Here is a 14,557-nt window from a genome sequence, read left to right on the forward strand (position 1 = left end):
AATGGTCTGAGTTAGTGTCGGAAAAATCGGGCAAGTTGCATGGTCGATTCTGAACGATAGTGCCCACTGCACGCCAGGGATCTGGTCAAAATCAGCTAACTTATTGAAATAAATGGTTTTTAACTCTCCCGGCAGGTCGTAATGCCGACACCGGGAGGCCCGAGAATTGTCCTTAATAAAGGAGAGGCGCCATGTCTTGGTCTTCGTGCAGCACCTTCCTGACGGCCAGCCTGATGCTGACCGCTGTTCCTGCCTTCGCCGATCCCACCCAGGATGCCCGGCTCGAAGGCGCTGTACAGACAGCGGTATCACTGAACAGGCTGCTCAATCCCTACCGCATCGAGGTGCAGGTAAAGGAGGCTCACGCGCGCCTCAGTGGCGAGGTGGAGAATCCGGTCGAGCGCGACCTGGCCGAGCAGGTCGCCATGGCCACCCGCGGCATCGAGCAGGTGGACAACCAGTTGCAGATCAACGAGCACCTGGCCGAGGGGCCGCTGGAGCGGCGGGCCTACGCCCAGCGCCTGGAAGACGCCACGTTGACGTCCATCGTTCGTGCCCGCCTGTCGTGGAGTCAGGTGACCCAGCAAGCGCCGATCGAAGTGCAGAGCCAGCAGGGTGTGGTCACCTTGCGCGGGCGGGTCGACAGTGTCGAAGCCAAGGAACTGGCGGGTGTCATCGCCCGTACCAGCGAGGGCGTGTACCTGGTCAACAACCTGATCAGCCTGGATTCCTCTGCCCTGGCCAAGGCCCGCGAAAACGCGGCCACCGCCCCCAGCGGACCGCAGCCCAGCGATGCGTGGATCGTCGACAAGGTCCAGAGCAGCTTCGGTTTCAGCCGCAACCTGGACGGGCCGACCATCAAGGTCTCGAGCCAGGAGGGCATGGTGCGCTTGTCCGGGGAGGTGATGAGCGATGAACAGAAGACCATTGCAGCGCAAATCGCGGGTCAGATCCGCGGTGTGCGCGGGGTGGACGCCGATTTGTTGAAGGTGGCCAGGAAGGTGGAAGGGTGATCGTGCAAAACGCACGGGGCGCACGACGTCATCGTGCAGGATACGTTCCCCACTGTTTTTGATGTTTTACGTAACTAATTGATTTTTAAGGAATTATATTTATGTAAAAAGCTGGCATGCAGGCTGCAATAGCTCTTTCAAGCGTTGGATAACACGTATTGCAGGAGAAGCCGGCATGAACCGCCAAACCGTCAACCGTTCGCAGGTCGCCGCACTGTCCGTACACCCGATGGTCTACCTGGCGGTCGCCCTGGTGCTGACCCTGGCTGCCGGCCTCTTCTACCACAGCGTGCAGACTGCGCGTCTGGCCGATCAGGTGGCCGCGCAGACTGCATTGCTGGCGCAACTGCGCAGCTCCAGCAGCCACACCAATACGCTGGTACGGGCGGCTCAGCCGCTGCCCTCGAACACTACGTCTTCGCCGGCCACCGTCGAGCGGATCGTGCCACAGGAGCGTTGGGTGTTCTGAGCACGACGTTCATCAAACATTGGACAGGTTTCCCAAACGAAAGGAGTAACACCATGCTGAGCTGGGCTATCACATTCCTCATCATCGCCATCGTCGCTGCCGTCCTGGGCTTCGGTGGTATCGCCGGCGCCGCGACCGGTATCGCCAAGATCCTGTTCATCGTGTTCCTGGTGCTGTTCGTCGCTTCGTTCTTCTTCGGACGTGGACGTCGATGAAACCGATGCTGCGCACCGTTCTGGCCGCCGCCCTGATGATGGGTGGCGTGACCGGGGCACTGGCCGCCAACGACGGCCAGATGCGAGTCAGCCAGCTGCTGGGCTCCGACGGTGAATACCGCCAAAGTTGGAAGAAAGCCATTCAGGGCGAGGAACGTTTGCCCGAGTGGGTGATCAACCTCAGCGGCAGCTCCAACGAGCAGATGTCCGCCGTGACCGAAGACGGAGACAAGTATCTGGTCGGCCCGCTCTGCGAGTCGCAGGACAAGTGCAAGTACAAGCGTTTGATCGTCGCCTTCAGCTGGGACAAGGATGATGCGTACGCGATGCTGGTCGAGGTGCCCGAAGGGCTGCCCTCGGACAAGTCGCCTACCCGCCATGCCGACTACCGCTGGTTGGGCAAGCCGGACGAGGGTATGCAGAAGTTGCTCATGGAGCAGCTCAAGCGGGACCCCAACTGGTACTGACCCACGGTCGTCGAGCGTTATCAGGTGGAAGCTTTCGGCCTTCAGGCTGACCGCTTCCATCATGCACGGCTCCGATGAGGAGCTGTACATGACCAAGGGGCCGGGCTGTGCTGATCGTTTCAGGATCGGTGCGGCCTAGGGGTACAGGGAGTACCTCCAATCGTGGGCCGGGTCAGGCGAGACAGCATCGGAAGTTTCAGGTCAGCACCGCTCATCGCTGGGCGTATTCAGGCGGCCTGGCTTCCGAGGCGTCCATTCCAGATGATGGACGCACTGTGATCTATCCCTTCCATCGCCCGCCGTACATCGAAAATTTTTCAATTTCCGGCAGTGGTTTAGAAGCCTGGACTATCCATTCGGATTGTCGAACATCTCAATTTCTCTCTCCCGCCACATACTGACATATCTGCCGAATCCTGGCGGTTTGGTCGTGTTCGGAAAGCCGAACGCCGTGTCATTTCAGCGGCTGCATTGGCCGAAATAGCCTGTTCCGTTATGCCGATTCGGCATGGGGTAGTCATTTCAGGCATTAGACTGCCCTCCTCCACATCGCAATAGTTGCGCCTTTTTCGCAAGCCCGAGCGAGGTTCAGCTCGCAGGTGGTGACCATCCAAGCGGGTCGCCGAACGGAAGCCCATCGCTGGCCGTTTCATTGCCGAAGGCTCTGGGACGCGCATTTGCGTTGGACGACCCACGACCACTACAAAAAAGGTAATGACATGAAGAAGGCAAAACTGAGCCTCGCCTGGCAGATCGTCATCGGTCTGGTGCTGGGCGTTGCAGTCGGCGCGCTACTGAATCATTTCAGTGCAGAAAAGGCATGGTGGATCAGTAATGTCCTGCAGCCTGCCGGTGACATCTTCATTCGCCTGATCAAGATGATCGTCGTCCCGATCGTGATTTCGTCGCTGATCGTGGGCATCGCCGGGGTTGGCGACGCGAAGAAACTGGGCAGCATCGGCCTGAAGACCATTCTCTATTTCGAAGTCGTCACCACACTGGCCATCGTGGTCGGGCTGGTACTGGCCAACGTCTTCCACCCAGGTGCCGGCATCGACATGAGCACCCTGGGCACCGTCGACATTTCCAAGTACCAGGCCACCGCAGCCGAGGTCCAGCACGAGCACGCCTTCATCGAGACGCTGCTCAACCTGATCCCTTCCAACATCTTCGCGGCTTTGATGCGCGGTGAAATGCTGCCGATCATCTTCTTCTCGGTGATGTTCGGCCTGGGGCTGTCGTCGATCAACGCCGAATTGCGCGACCCGTTGGTACGCACTTTCCAGGGCGTGTCGGAGACCATGTTCAAGGTCACCCACATGATCATGAACTACGCACCGATCGGTGTGTTCGCCCTGATCGCCGCGACGGTCGCCAACTTCGGCTTCGCGTCCCTGCTGCCACTGGCCAAGCTGGTGCTGCTGGTGTACTTCGCCATCGCCTTCTTCGCGTTCATGGTGCTGGGGCTGGTCGCGCGGTTGTTCGGCTTCTCGATCATCAGGATCATGCGCATCATGAAGGACGAGCTGATCCTCGCCTACTCCACCTCCAGCTCCGAAACCGTGCTGCCGCGGGTGATCGAGAAAATGGAAAAGTACGGCGCGCCCAAGTCGATCTGCTCGTTCGTAGTGCCCACCGGCTATTCGTTCAATCTTGACGGCTCCACCCTGTACCAGAGCATCGCGGCGATCTTCATCGCCCAGCTGTACGGCATCGACCTGTCGATCGGCCAGCAGCTGATGCTGGTGCTGACCCTCATGGTCACTTCCAAAGGCATCGCTGGCGTACCTGGCGTGTCCTTCGTCGTGCTGCTGGCCACTCTGGGCAGCGTGGGCATCCCGCTGGAAGGCCTGGCATTCATCGCCGGCGTCGATCGGATCATGGACATGGCCCGCACCGCGTTGAACGTGGTGGGCAACGCGCTGGCCGCTGTCGTCATCGCCAAGTGGCAGGGCATGTACGATGCCAAGAAAGGCGAGGCGTACTACCTCTCGCTGTTCCCGGCCGGTGGCAGGAAAGAGGCCATGGTGGCTGGCGAGACCGCCAACCGCTGAGGCCTGGCGTTGTCATCGACGTAACCAGCTGGGGCCGCGTTTGCGGCCCCAGTGCTGTCCGGGCCTGACCTGGACCGTCCGCGTGACCGCCGCTGGAGGCGCCCCGGGGTGTACGGGTCGGCGTGAGGATTGCGTTATCATTCGGGCATTTTTCACCGGGAGATATGCGGATGCTCAACGGCCTGTGGCTCGGCTTTTTCGTGGTGGCGGCCATCTCCGCCCTGGCCCAGTGGCTGGTCGGTGGCAACGCTGGCATCTTCGCGGCCATGGTCGAGAGCATCTTCGCCATGGCCAAGCTGTCGGTGGAGGTCATGGTGCTGCTGTTCGGCACCCTCACCTTGTGGCTGGGCTTTCTGAAGATCGCCGAAAAGGCCGGCATCGTCGAGTGGTTGGCCAAGGTGCTCGGCCCATTGTTCGCCCGGCTCATGCCAGAAGTGCCACCGGGGCACCCTGCCCTCGGCCTGATCACCATGAACTTCGCGGCCAATGGCCTGGGCCTGGATAACGCCGCCACGCCCATTGGCCTGAAGGCCATGCGCGCATTGCAGGAGCTCAACCCCAGTAGCACCACGGCCAGCAACGCCCAGATTCTGTTCCTGGTGCTCAACGCGTCGTCGCTGACCCTGCTGCCGGTGACCATCTTCATGTATCGCGCCCAACAAGGCGCTACCGACCCGACCCTGGTGTTCCTGCCGATCCTGCTGGCCACCAGCGTCTCGACCCTGGTCGGACTACTGTCGGTGGCAGTGATGCAGCGGCTGCGCCTGTGGGACCCGGTGGTGCTGGCCTACTTCATCCCCGGGGCGCTGCTGCTCGGCGGTTTCATGGCCTTTCTCGGCACCTTGTCAGCGGCCGCGCTGGCGAGCCTGTCCTCGATTCTCGGCAACCTCACCCTGTTCGGGGTGATCATGCTGTTCGTGGTGATCGGTGCGCTGCGGCGGGTGAAGGTCTACGAGGCCTTCGTCGAGGGGGCCAAGGAAGGCTTCGACGTGGCCAAGAGCCTGTTGCCGTATCTGGTGGCGATGCTGGTGGCGGTCGGCGTGCTGCGCGCTTCCGGTGCCCTGGAACTGGCGCTCGATGGCATCCGCCACGCGGTCGAGTGGCTGGGCATGGACAGCCGCTTCGTCGAGGGGCTGCCCACGGCGCTGGTCAAGCCGTTCTCCGGCAGCGCGGCACGGGCGATGCTGATCGAGACCATGCAGAGCCAGGGCGTGGACAGCTTCCCGGCGCTGGTGGCCGCCACCATCCAGGGCAGCACCGAAACCACCTTCTATGTGCTGGCGGTGTATTTCGGCGCGGTCGGCATCCAGCGCGTGCGCCATGCCGTGGGCTGTGCGCTGCTGGCCGAGCTGTCCGGGGTGATCGCAGCGATCTGCGTGTGCTACTGGTTCTTCGCCTGAGCCTGCTCGCGTGAAGCTTGAGCTACGGTCCAGTCCACCAGCTGGCGCGCCAGCCGATCCCCTGCCACGCCGAAGCCGCTGACCACCCCCGGCACCTGGGTGTCGGTCAGGGGCTGGCGCACCTCGAAGCGTCTGCTGGCCAGGATGCGCTGGCTGCGGCCCAGCACCAAGCGGGCATCGTAGCGAATCAGCACGTCGACGCCACCCTCCTGGCGGTATTCGCTCTGGAAAGCCGACAGCTCTCCCACCAGCTCATAGTCCGCCTGCAAGTTGCTGTCGTCGGCGCTCAGGCGCGAGACGCGCCCGTCGCGCTGGAAGGCATCGAGCAGGCGATTGCGTACCAGCAGCGGCACTGGGTCGCTCCAGCGCGCGCCCTGGTAGCTGCTGATCACATTACCCTGGGGAATCACGGCGATGCGCGGCCCTGCCAGCACTTCACTGGCCAGTGGCTTGTTCACGCGCAGAGACCAGGCTACAGGCGTGGCGGCCTGGCTGGCCTGCTGCACCGGCAGGCGATAGACATCGTTGGGCTGGCCCTGCGGCAGGATCGAGCAGGCGCCGGTCATGCCCAGCAGGCCGGCCGCGGCCAGCAATCGAAGCGGCAGGCTCATGGCTGGAACTCCTTGTTCGGGTCGCGGCCCAGCAGGTAGCCGCCGGGGTCGGCCTCCAGGCGCCGCGAGATGCCTTTGAGGGCGTTGAGGGTTTCACGCAACTCGCGAATGGCCGGGGCCAGCTGATTGAGGCCCTGGGCGCCATCGTCCAGGGCCTCGCGGTTGTGGCTGAGCAGGTCGTTGATGGTTGCGGTGCTCTGCGCCAACGATTGCATGGCCTGTTCGGCACTGCCGATGGCCTGCCGGCCTTCGCTGCCGAGCAGGCCATTGGCATTGCGCATCAGGGTCTGGGTCTCGGCCAGGGTGGCGTTGGCCTGCTTGCCCAATTGACCGAGCTGCTCTATGGCCTGGGCGATGCCGCCTTTCTGGCTGGCGAAAGCGCCGGTGGTCTGTTCCAGATTGGCCAGGGTGTTGCTCATGCGCTCGATGTTGGCGTCCGAGAACATCTGGTTGGCGTTGTGCAGCAGCAGGTTGACGTTGGTGATCAGGTCGCTGCCGTCGTCGAGCAATCGCGAAATCGGCGAGGGCGAGGCGACGATCACCGGCACCTGGCCGTCCTTGCCCTTGAGCGAGGGGCTCTGCGGCGTGCCCCCGCTGAGCTGGATGAACGTGTTGCCGGTGACCCCGGCCAGGGTCAGCTTGGCCTGGGTGTCCTGCTTGACCGGCGTGTCGGCGCTCAGGCGAATGCGCGCCAGGACCCGGCGCGGGTCCGTGGGGTCCAGGCGCAGGGAGCTGACATCGCCCACCTTGATGCCGTTGTACTGCACCGGGCTACCGCGAGACAGACCCGAAACCGCTTCGCTGAACACCACCTCGTAGTCCTTGAAGGCATCGTCCACGCTGGACTTGGCCAGCCACAGGCCGAACAGCATGGCGGCTGCCACCACCAGCACGGCGACCAGTCCGATGAGCACATGATGTGCGCGGGTTTCCATGTTCAATGCTCCTGTTCCGCGTCGGCGGCGGCCTGCGCCGCGGCGCGCCCGCGCGGGCCGTGAAAGTAGTGGTGGATCCAGGGGTCGTCGGCGCGCTCGACCTCGGCCAGGGGGCCTGCGACCAGCACCTTCTTCTGCGCCAGCACGGCGACGCGGTCGGTGATGGTGTACAGGGTGTCCAGGTCGTGGGTGATGAGCAACACCGACAGGCCGAGGGCATCGCGCAAGGTCAGGATCAACTGATCGAAGGCGGCGGCGCCGATGGGGTCGAGCCCGGCGGTGGGCTCGTCGAGGAACAGGATGTCCGGGTCCAGCGCCAGGGCACGGGCCAGGGCGGCGCGCTTGATCATCCCACCCGACAACGAGGCGGGGTACTTGTCGGCGGCGCTGATCGGCAGCCCCGCCAGGGCCAGCTTGACGCCGGCCAGGTGCTCGGCATCGGCGCGTGACAGCCCGGCGTGCTCGATCAGTGGCAGCGCGACGTTTTCGGCGATGGTCAGCGAGGAGAACAGCGCGCCCTTCTGGAACAGCACGCCGAAGCGTCGCTCAACCTGTGAGCGCTGGGCATCGCCCAGGTTCGCCAGATGCTGCCCCAGCACCTCGACGCTGCCGGCATCGGGCCGACGCAAGCCGACGATACTGCGCAGCAGCACCGACTTGCCGCTGCCCGAGCCGCCGACCACGGCGAGGATTTCGCCGCGGTACAGCTCCAGGTCCAGTCGCTCGTGCACGCTCTGGCTGCCGAACCGATTGCACAGGCCGCGGACCCGTATCACCGCATCGCCCGCGCCACTCACCAGCCCATCTCCATGAAGAACAGTGCGGCCAGCGCATCGAGCACGATCACCACGAAGATCGACTGGACCACGGCCGAGGTGGTGTGGGCGCCCACCGATTCGGCGCTGCCGCTGACCTTGAAGCCTTCCAGGCAGCCGATGGCCGCGATCAGGAAGGCGAAGAACGGTGCCTTGAGCAGCCCGACGAGAAAATGCTGCACGCCGATGTCGCTGTGCAGCAGCGACAGGAACATGGCCGGCGGAATGTCCAGTGACAGCGCACAGACCACCGCTCCGCCGACCATGCCGCACACCATGGCGACGAATGTCAGCAGCGGCAGGGCGACGAGCAGCGCCAGCACCCGCGGCAGCACCAGCAATTCGACCGGATTCAGGCCCAGGGTGCGAATGGCGTCCACTTCTTCGTTGGCCTTCATCGAGCCGATCTGTGCAGTGAAGGCGCTGGCGGTGCGCCCGGCCATCAGGATGGCGGTGAGCAGCACGGCGAATTCACGCAGGAAGGAGAAGGCCACCAGGTCCACGGTGAATACCGTGGCGCCGAAGTCGGCCAGTACCGTGGCGCCGAGAAAGGCCACCACCGCGCCGACCAGGAATGTCAGCAGGGCGACGATGGGTGCTGCGTCCAGGCCGGTCTGTTCGATGTGCGCCACCACCGGCGTGATGCGCCAGCGGTGCGGCTGGAACAGCCGGGCGCCGAGGGTGGCGAGAATCAGGCCGATGAAACCGAGCAGCTGCAGCATGTCCTGCCACAGGGTATCCACGGCGCGACCTATGCGGGCCAGCAGTTGCACCAGCACCGGTTGCTCAGGCTCCCTGTGGGGGATGCGGTAGTCCTGCAGCGAGCGGTAGACGGTCGCCAGCAGGGCGCGGCTGGCCTCAGGCAACTGGTCGCTGCAGTGGGCCAGGCGTTCGGCACCCAGCAGCTCGGCCAGCAGCGACGCACCTGCGGTATCCAGACGTCCCAGCTGGTGCAGATCGGCCTGGGCACCAACGCCAGGCTGCTCGCGCAGGCGCTCGCTGTCGCGCCGCAGGCGGGCGTAGTGCTCCAGGGTCCAGTCACCGGCGATGCGCAGGCGCGGGGGATGCTGGCGGGTGTCGAGGGTGACGCTGGGCTCCATGCGGTTGGCTCTGCGCGGCGGCGTTGAGCCTGATGATAGCCTGATGCGACCGGGTTTTGTCTTCAGTGCGCCGCATTCACGACAAAACCGGCCAGGCCGTGCGGGGTGTCACGGCGCCGAGCCGTCCACCACCTTGAAGCGCAGCACGCCGATCACCTGGCCGTCTTCGGTGAGCACGCGCACCTGCCAGCGGCCTACCGGATTGGCCGGGAAGTTCTGCTTGTGGGTCCAGGCGCGGTAGCCCTCCTTGCGCCCGCCGTGAATGTCCAGGGCGATGCGGTCGACCTCCTGGCCGTCGTGCTGCCAGACATGGAAGATCCGCTCGTTCAGGCCGCGCGGGGCGTTGATCGAGGTATAGGCATACAGCCCGGCACTGCGGATACGGCTGGCCTGGATCTCCTTGAGCGACTCGCCCGGCTCGCGGTCCTGCAATTGAGTGGTCACCGCCACTTCGGTCATCCACAAGGTCGCCGGAGGCACCCAGGAACGGACCAGCCAGCCACCACCGCCAATGGCCAGGGTCATCACCACCACTGCCAGCGCGCGCCGCCAGCTGTTGAGCGGGAAGCTGCTGGCCAGGCTCGGGAACGACAGCACCATGGCCGCGATCAGCGCCAGCTTGAAGCTCTGCGCGGTGGTCAGGTGCAGGATGATCGGCAGCGCCGTGAGCAGCGCGGCGAACAGGGTGAAGGTGTGCAGGGCGAGAAACAGCCAGCGTTTCGGCGCGAGCCAGCGGTAATACAGCGGGTCGACGATGGAGATCAGCCCGGCGGCGCCCAGCAGGCCGGTGAACACCAGTTGGCCGCTGTTCCAGGTGGTGGTGATGAAGAAGAACGGCAAGACGAAGAACAGGCTTTCCTGATGGATCATCTGCGTCGCGTAGCGCAGTAGCGGTTGCGGGATCTCGCGTTTGAACGTGCGTGCGAACAGGGCGGTGAGGGTGTTCTCCAGCATCAGCCAGACCCAGCTGACCAGCATGAGCACCGCGATCCAGCTGGCCAGCCCGGCCTGGCGGTCGACCAGGATGAAGCTGCCGATACCCGACAGGAAGCCTCCCAGTGCGATGACCCCAGGGTAGCGTTTGAGCAGTTCGATGAGGCGCTGGACGATCTGGGGGATGGGGGGCATGGTCTGCGACTGGATCAGGAAGTGGCGGTGCCGGCACGCTCCGCAGGGCGGACCGCGCTCGGGGCGGCACAGCATAGCGCCGATTCAGCGTTCACGTGTAGCACCGCTGGGGCGATCGGGGGTGCGCCGGCGTCGACCGATCAGGCCGATGGCCAGCATTGCGGCGAGCACCAGGGCCACCAGGCCGTACAGCTCGTCATAGCCCAGCAGGGGTTTCTCGATGCGCAGGTAGCCCGGGGTGGCCAGCAATTGGCGCAGGGCATCGTTGGCCTGGGCCAGGCTGACCTGGCGCAGTTTGCCCACCGGATCGGCGAAGCGGCCGTCTTCGTAGTCGTTCAGCGCTCCCCAGTAATAGTCCGCCAGCGCACTGTTGCCCTGGCTGGTCCAACTCTCGCGGGCAATCGCGGCCTCTTTCAGGCGGGCGAAGGTCTCGGCGTCCAGGCCCTGCTCGCGCAAGTGCTCGAACAGCTCCTGCAGGACCTTGACCGCCGCGTCGATGTCGTGGCGCTCCAGGTCGGCATCGAAGCTGAGCATGCCGCTGTCGCCGAAGCTTTCGCGGCGTACCGACGGGCCGTACGACAGGCCATGGCGCAGGCGCAACTGATCGTACAGCGCCCAGTCGAGGTAGCGCGACAGCAGGTCGAGGGTCTGGTCGTGATCGTTGTCCAGTACCGGCTCGATGAACAGCCAGTGCAACCTGGCGCTGTCGCCGAGCCAGCCGCGAGTGAGGTCGCGGCGCTGCTCGGCCTGCCGGGTGATGCCGTCCAGGTCGCGGCGCTCGCCCGGCTCGGTGGCCGGCAGCTCGCCGTAGGTGCGTTCAAGGTAGGCCGGCAGCAGCCGGTCGAGACCGCCGACCACGATCAGGCTCATGTTGTTGGCCGCGTACCAGTGCTCGCGTACAGCCTGGACCTGCTTGAGGGTCATGCTGGCGATGTCCGAGCGTTCGGCGCATTTGAGGCCCAGCTCCACGGCCAGCTGTTCGCTGGCTGGATGGCCGATGTCCTGGCGGTCGAGCCAGCGTTGCAGGTGGCCATAGTGGCCGCCGTCCTCGCGCTCGACGATCTTGCGGGCGGTGTCGAGCGCCTTGGCGTCCAGCCGGGTATCGCGCACGGCGGCCAGCAGCAGGTCGAGCACCTTGCGCTGGTTGCGCGCCGGTGCCTCGATGACGAAGGTGGTGTCGGCGGCGCTGGTGAAGGCGTTCCACTCGCCGCCCAACGCTTGCAGGCGCTCTTCCAGACCGCCTTCACCGGTGTCGTCGATACCGCTGAACAGCAGGTGCTCGAGCAAGTGGGGCAACTCGCGCTGCTCGCAGGGGAAGTCGTCCAGGCCGACGCCCACCACCAGGCGGATCGACACATGGTCGCGTTCGTAGCCGGATTTGAGGATCACCTGCAGGCCGTTGGCCAACAGGTAGCCCTCGACACGCGAGCGGTCGAGGGCGAGGGAAGACAGGCTGCACAGCAGCAGGCAGGCGAACATCAGGCAACGCATGGGCAGGCTTCCAGGCCGGTCTCCAGGTGTGCGGGCGTCAGGATGGCTGGGGGTCTTGCGTGGCGTCGTCGAGCAGGAGCCCGCCGGTGTCCGCGCTACCCAGTACCACATAGGCACTGCTGCAGAACAAAGAGTTCAACCGTTTCATGTCGGCGATCAACTCCAGGTGCAGCGAGCTGGTCTCGATACTCTGCACCACCTTGCGTTGCAAACGGCTGACATGAGCATGGGCCAGGCGCCGTTCGTGGGCGCGGAACCGACGCTTCTCGCGCAGCAGCAACCGCGCGCTTTCGGGGTCGGCACTGAGGAACACCGACAGCCCCAGGCGCAGGTTGGCCAGCAGTTGCTGCTGCAGTTCGGTCAGTTCCCCCAGCCCCATTTCGGAAAACTCCCTGCGCTGGGAGGTCTTCTGCTGCTGCACCTTGCGCAGCATGCGTTCGATCAGGTCGCTGGCCAGCTTGAGGTTGATCGCCAGCTCGATGATTTCGGCCCAGCGTCGGCTGTCATGATCGCCCAGGTCCTCGCGAGGCATCTGCGCCAGGTACAGCTTGATCGCGCTGTACAGCGCTTCGGCGTCCTCACCCAGGGCGCGGGTCTGCTGGGGGAGCGCGGTCTGCGTGCCGCGCAGGGCGCCGAGCATGGCATCGAGCAGGCTCTCGACGATGTCGCCCAGGCGCAGGGTTTCCCGTGCGGCATTGGCCAGGGCCAGGCTTGGCGTCTGCAAGGCGCTCGGGTCGAGATGGCGAGGCTTGACCTGGCCGTTGGCCAGCTCGCGCTCGGGCAGCAGGGTGTTGCACAGGCGTCCCATGGGCTTGACCGTCGGCAGCATGATCAGGCAACGCGCCGTGTTGTAGAGCAGGTGGAAGCCGATCACCAGCTCCTGCGGGCTGAAGCTCAGCGAGTCCATCCAGTCGACCAGCGGATGAAGGACCGGGATGATCAACAGCAGGCCGATCAGCTTGTACAACAGGCTGCCCAGTGCCACCCGACGTCCCGCGGCGTTCTGCATGCTGGTGCTGAGGAAAGCCAGCAGGCCACTGCCGATGTTGGCACCCACCACCAGGCCGATGGCCACCGGCAGGCTGATCACCTCGGCACCGGCCAGGGTCGCGGTCAGCAGCACGGCGGCCAGGCTGGAGTAGGAAATCATGGCGAACAGCGCGCCGAACAGGGCATCGAGCAGGATGTCGCCGGTCAATGAAGCGAACAGCACCTTCACGCCCTGGGCCTGGGTGATGGGCGCCGCCGCCTGGACGATCAGTTGCAGGGCCAGGATGATCAAGCCCAGGCCGATGGCCACGCGGCCCAGTTGGCCGATGCGGGTCTGCTTGCGCGAGAGAAAGAAGATCACGCCGAGGAAGATCAGCAGGGGCGACAGCCATGACAGGTCGAAGGTGAGCACACGTGCCATGAGCGCCGTGCCGACGTCGGCGCCGAGCATGATCGCCAGTGCCGGCGTCATGGCCATCAGCCCCTGACCGACGAACGAGGTGACCAGCATGGCGGTGGCGTTGCTGCTCTGGACCACGGCGGTGACCACGATGCCGGCGACGAACGCCAGCGGCCGGCGATTCATGTTCTGCCCCAGCACGCGGCGCAGATGCGAGCCATACACGCGCAGGATGCCGGTGCGCACGATATGCGTACCCCAGACGAGCAAGGTCACGGCCGAGAGCAGGTTGAGCAGGGTCAGCATGGTGGCGACGCCCCCTTGTTACCGATGCCCCAGCGTGCGGGGCCAATGGATGAAGCCGTGAGCCCGGCCCGGGGTGGGCGATCGGATGGGGTTCACTGAACGCTTGGGTGTGTTATGCAGCAAGGTAACCAGCTTCGCACGGAGGGTGTCGGTTTGAAACAATTCTGTCATGCGAGCAGCGTCTATCTTCGGCATCGAGTCTGGCGGGGGCAAGCGCGATGGCATGGATAGGTGCCAGAGAGTGGAAATTCCTGTCGATCGGCAATTTCGCAGGAGTTTTGCAGGGCTACAGGAGGGCGCGGGCGTGTCCCCGGCTTTCAGGCCGGGCCGCTGCAGGCGCGGTGGTTCGCCACGCCTGCAAGCGCACTGTACAGCGGCGTCAGCTCACTGACCCGGCACGTCCTTGCGCAGCTTCACCGCGTCGGGCTCCTTGCCTTCCTTGCGCGCCATGGCGGTGCGCATGCGAATGTTGATTGCCTCGACGGCCAGCGAGAAGGCCATGGCGAAGTACACGTAGCCCTTGGGCACATGCACGTCGAAGGATTCGGCGATCAGCACCGTGCCCACCACGATCAGGAACGACAACGCGAGCATCTTCAGCGATGGGTGCTTGTCGATGAAATCGCTGATGGTGCCGGCGCAGAGCATCATCACCAGTACCGCGACGATGATCGCAGCGATCATCACCGGCACGTGGGACACCATGCCGACGGCGGTGATCACCGAATCCAGCGAGAACACGATGTCGATGATGGCGATCTGAATGATGGTGTAGAAGAACTTGCCGCCACCGCCTTTGGGCTCTTCGCTGCCTTCTTCCTCACCCTCGAGCCCGTGGTAGATCTCCTGGGAGCTTTTCCACAGCAAGAACAGACCGCCGAAGAACAGGATCAGGTCGCGACCGGAAATGCCTTCGCCGAGGATGACGAACAGGTCGTCGGTCAGGCGCATCACCCAGGTGATCGACAGCAGCAACATGATCCGGGTGACCATCGCCAGGGCCAGGCCGAAGATGCGTGTGCGCGGCTGCATGTGCTTGGGCATGCGGCTGACCAGGATCGAGATCATGATGATGTTGTCGATCCCGAGCACGATCTCGAGTGCGGTGAGGGTGAAAAAGGCAACCCAGATTTCTGGGCTGGTCAGCCATTCCATGTGTATTC

Annotated in this window: 14 protein-coding genes; 6 read left to right on the forward strand and 8 right to left on the reverse strand. The window is 64.4% G+C overall.

The features are described 5' to 3' along the window. Positions 1 to 191: 191 nt before the first annotated feature. The 6 genes from IAE34_RS03875 to IAE34_RS03900 all read left to right on the forward strand — a co-directional run bounded on the left by IAE34_RS03875 (position 192) and on the right by IAE34_RS03900 (position 5,618). A complete protein-coding gene (locus IAE34_RS03875) occupies positions 192 to 1,013 on the forward strand; it encodes a BON domain-containing protein (protein WP_200137536.1) in 822 nt (273 codons plus the stop codon). 175 nt (positions 1,014 to 1,188) lie between these two features. Further along, on the forward strand, positions 1,189 to 1,482 hold the full coding sequence (locus IAE34_RS03880) for a hypothetical protein (RefSeq protein ID WP_200137537.1): 294 nt from the start codon (positions 1,189 to 1,191) through the stop codon (positions 1,480 to 1,482). A 53-nt stretch (positions 1,483 to 1,535) separates the two neighbouring features. Next, positions 1,536 to 1,697: a DUF1328 domain-containing protein gene (locus IAE34_RS03885; RefSeq protein WP_023532363.1), complete on the forward strand. Its 162-nt coding sequence runs from the start codon at positions 1,536 to 1,538 to the stop codon at positions 1,695 to 1,697. Beyond that, complete coding sequence (locus IAE34_RS03890) at positions 1,694 to 2,164, forward strand: inhibitor of vertebrate lysozyme family protein (RefSeq protein ID WP_200137538.1); 471 nt, start codon at positions 1,694 to 1,696, stop codon at positions 2,162 to 2,164. The genes IAE34_RS03885 and IAE34_RS03890 overlap by 4 nt, the downstream gene beginning before the upstream one ends. Before the next feature lie 719 nt (positions 2,165 to 2,883). After that, on the forward strand, positions 2,884 to 4,218 hold the full coding sequence (gltP, locus tag IAE34_RS03895; RefSeq protein ID WP_200137539.1) for a glutamate/aspartate:proton symporter GltP: 1,335 nt from the start codon (positions 2,884 to 2,886) through the stop codon (positions 4,216 to 4,218). A 170-nt stretch (positions 4,219 to 4,388) separates the two neighbouring features. Continuing rightward, a complete protein-coding gene (locus tag IAE34_RS03900) occupies positions 4,389 to 5,618 on the forward strand; it encodes a nucleoside recognition domain-containing protein (RefSeq protein WP_200137540.1) in 1,230 nt (409 codons plus the stop codon). Here IAE34_RS03900 and IAE34_RS03905 read toward each other — a convergent pair. From IAE34_RS03905 to IAE34_RS03940, 8 genes are all read right to left on the reverse strand, one after another. Then, the gene (locus IAE34_RS03905; RefSeq protein ID WP_200137541.1) at positions 5,600 to 6,229 is read right to left on the reverse strand and encodes an ABC-type transport auxiliary lipoprotein family protein; all 630 of its coding nucleotides are present in this window, start codon (positions 6,227 to 6,229) and stop codon (positions 5,600 to 5,602) included. The genes IAE34_RS03900 and IAE34_RS03905 overlap by 19 nt on opposite strands. Then, on the reverse strand, positions 6,226 to 7,164 hold the full coding sequence (locus IAE34_RS03910; protein WP_200137542.1) for an MlaD family protein: 939 nt from the start codon (positions 7,162 to 7,164) through the stop codon (positions 6,226 to 6,228). Before IAE34_RS03910 ends, IAE34_RS03905 begins: the two co-directional genes overlap by 4 nt. Positions 7,165 to 7,166: 2 nt before the next feature. Beyond that, positions 7,167 to 7,961, reverse strand: a complete 795-nt coding sequence (locus IAE34_RS03915; RefSeq protein WP_200137543.1) for an ABC transporter ATP-binding protein — start codon at positions 7,959 to 7,961, stop codon at positions 7,167 to 7,169. Next, on the reverse strand, positions 7,958 to 9,079 hold the full coding sequence (locus tag IAE34_RS03920) for an ABC transporter permease (protein WP_200137544.1): 1,122 nt from the start codon (positions 9,077 to 9,079) through the stop codon (positions 7,958 to 7,960). Before IAE34_RS03920 ends, IAE34_RS03915 begins: the two co-directional genes overlap by 4 nt. Before the next feature lie 108 nt (positions 9,080 to 9,187). Next, positions 9,188 to 10,207: a DUF5924 family protein gene (locus IAE34_RS03925; protein ID WP_200137545.1), complete on the reverse strand. Its 1,020-nt coding sequence runs from the start codon at positions 10,205 to 10,207 to the stop codon at positions 9,188 to 9,190. Positions 10,208 to 10,291: 84 nt separating this feature from the next. Beyond that, positions 10,292 to 11,698, reverse strand: coding sequence for a M16 family metallopeptidase (locus IAE34_RS03930; protein ID WP_200137546.1), 1,407 nt, complete (start codon positions 11,696 to 11,698; stop codon positions 10,292 to 10,294). 37 nt (positions 11,699 to 11,735) lie between these two features. After that, on the reverse strand, positions 11,736 to 13,394 hold the full coding sequence (locus IAE34_RS03935) for a Na/Pi cotransporter family protein (protein WP_200137547.1): 1,659 nt from the start codon (positions 13,392 to 13,394) through the stop codon (positions 11,736 to 11,738). Positions 13,395 to 13,778: 384 nt separating this feature from the next. Then, on the reverse strand, positions 13,779 to 14,549 hold the full coding sequence (locus tag IAE34_RS03940; RefSeq protein ID WP_200137548.1) for a TerC family protein: 771 nt from the start codon (positions 14,547 to 14,549) through the stop codon (positions 13,779 to 13,781). Between the last annotated feature and the right edge of the window lie 8 nt (positions 14,550 to 14,557).

The sequence above is a fragment of the Pseudomonas sp. S30 genome (assembly GCF_016518545.1).
In the GTDB taxonomy this organism is placed as follows: domain Bacteria; phylum Pseudomonadota; class Gammaproteobacteria; order Pseudomonadales; family Pseudomonadaceae; genus Aquipseudomonas.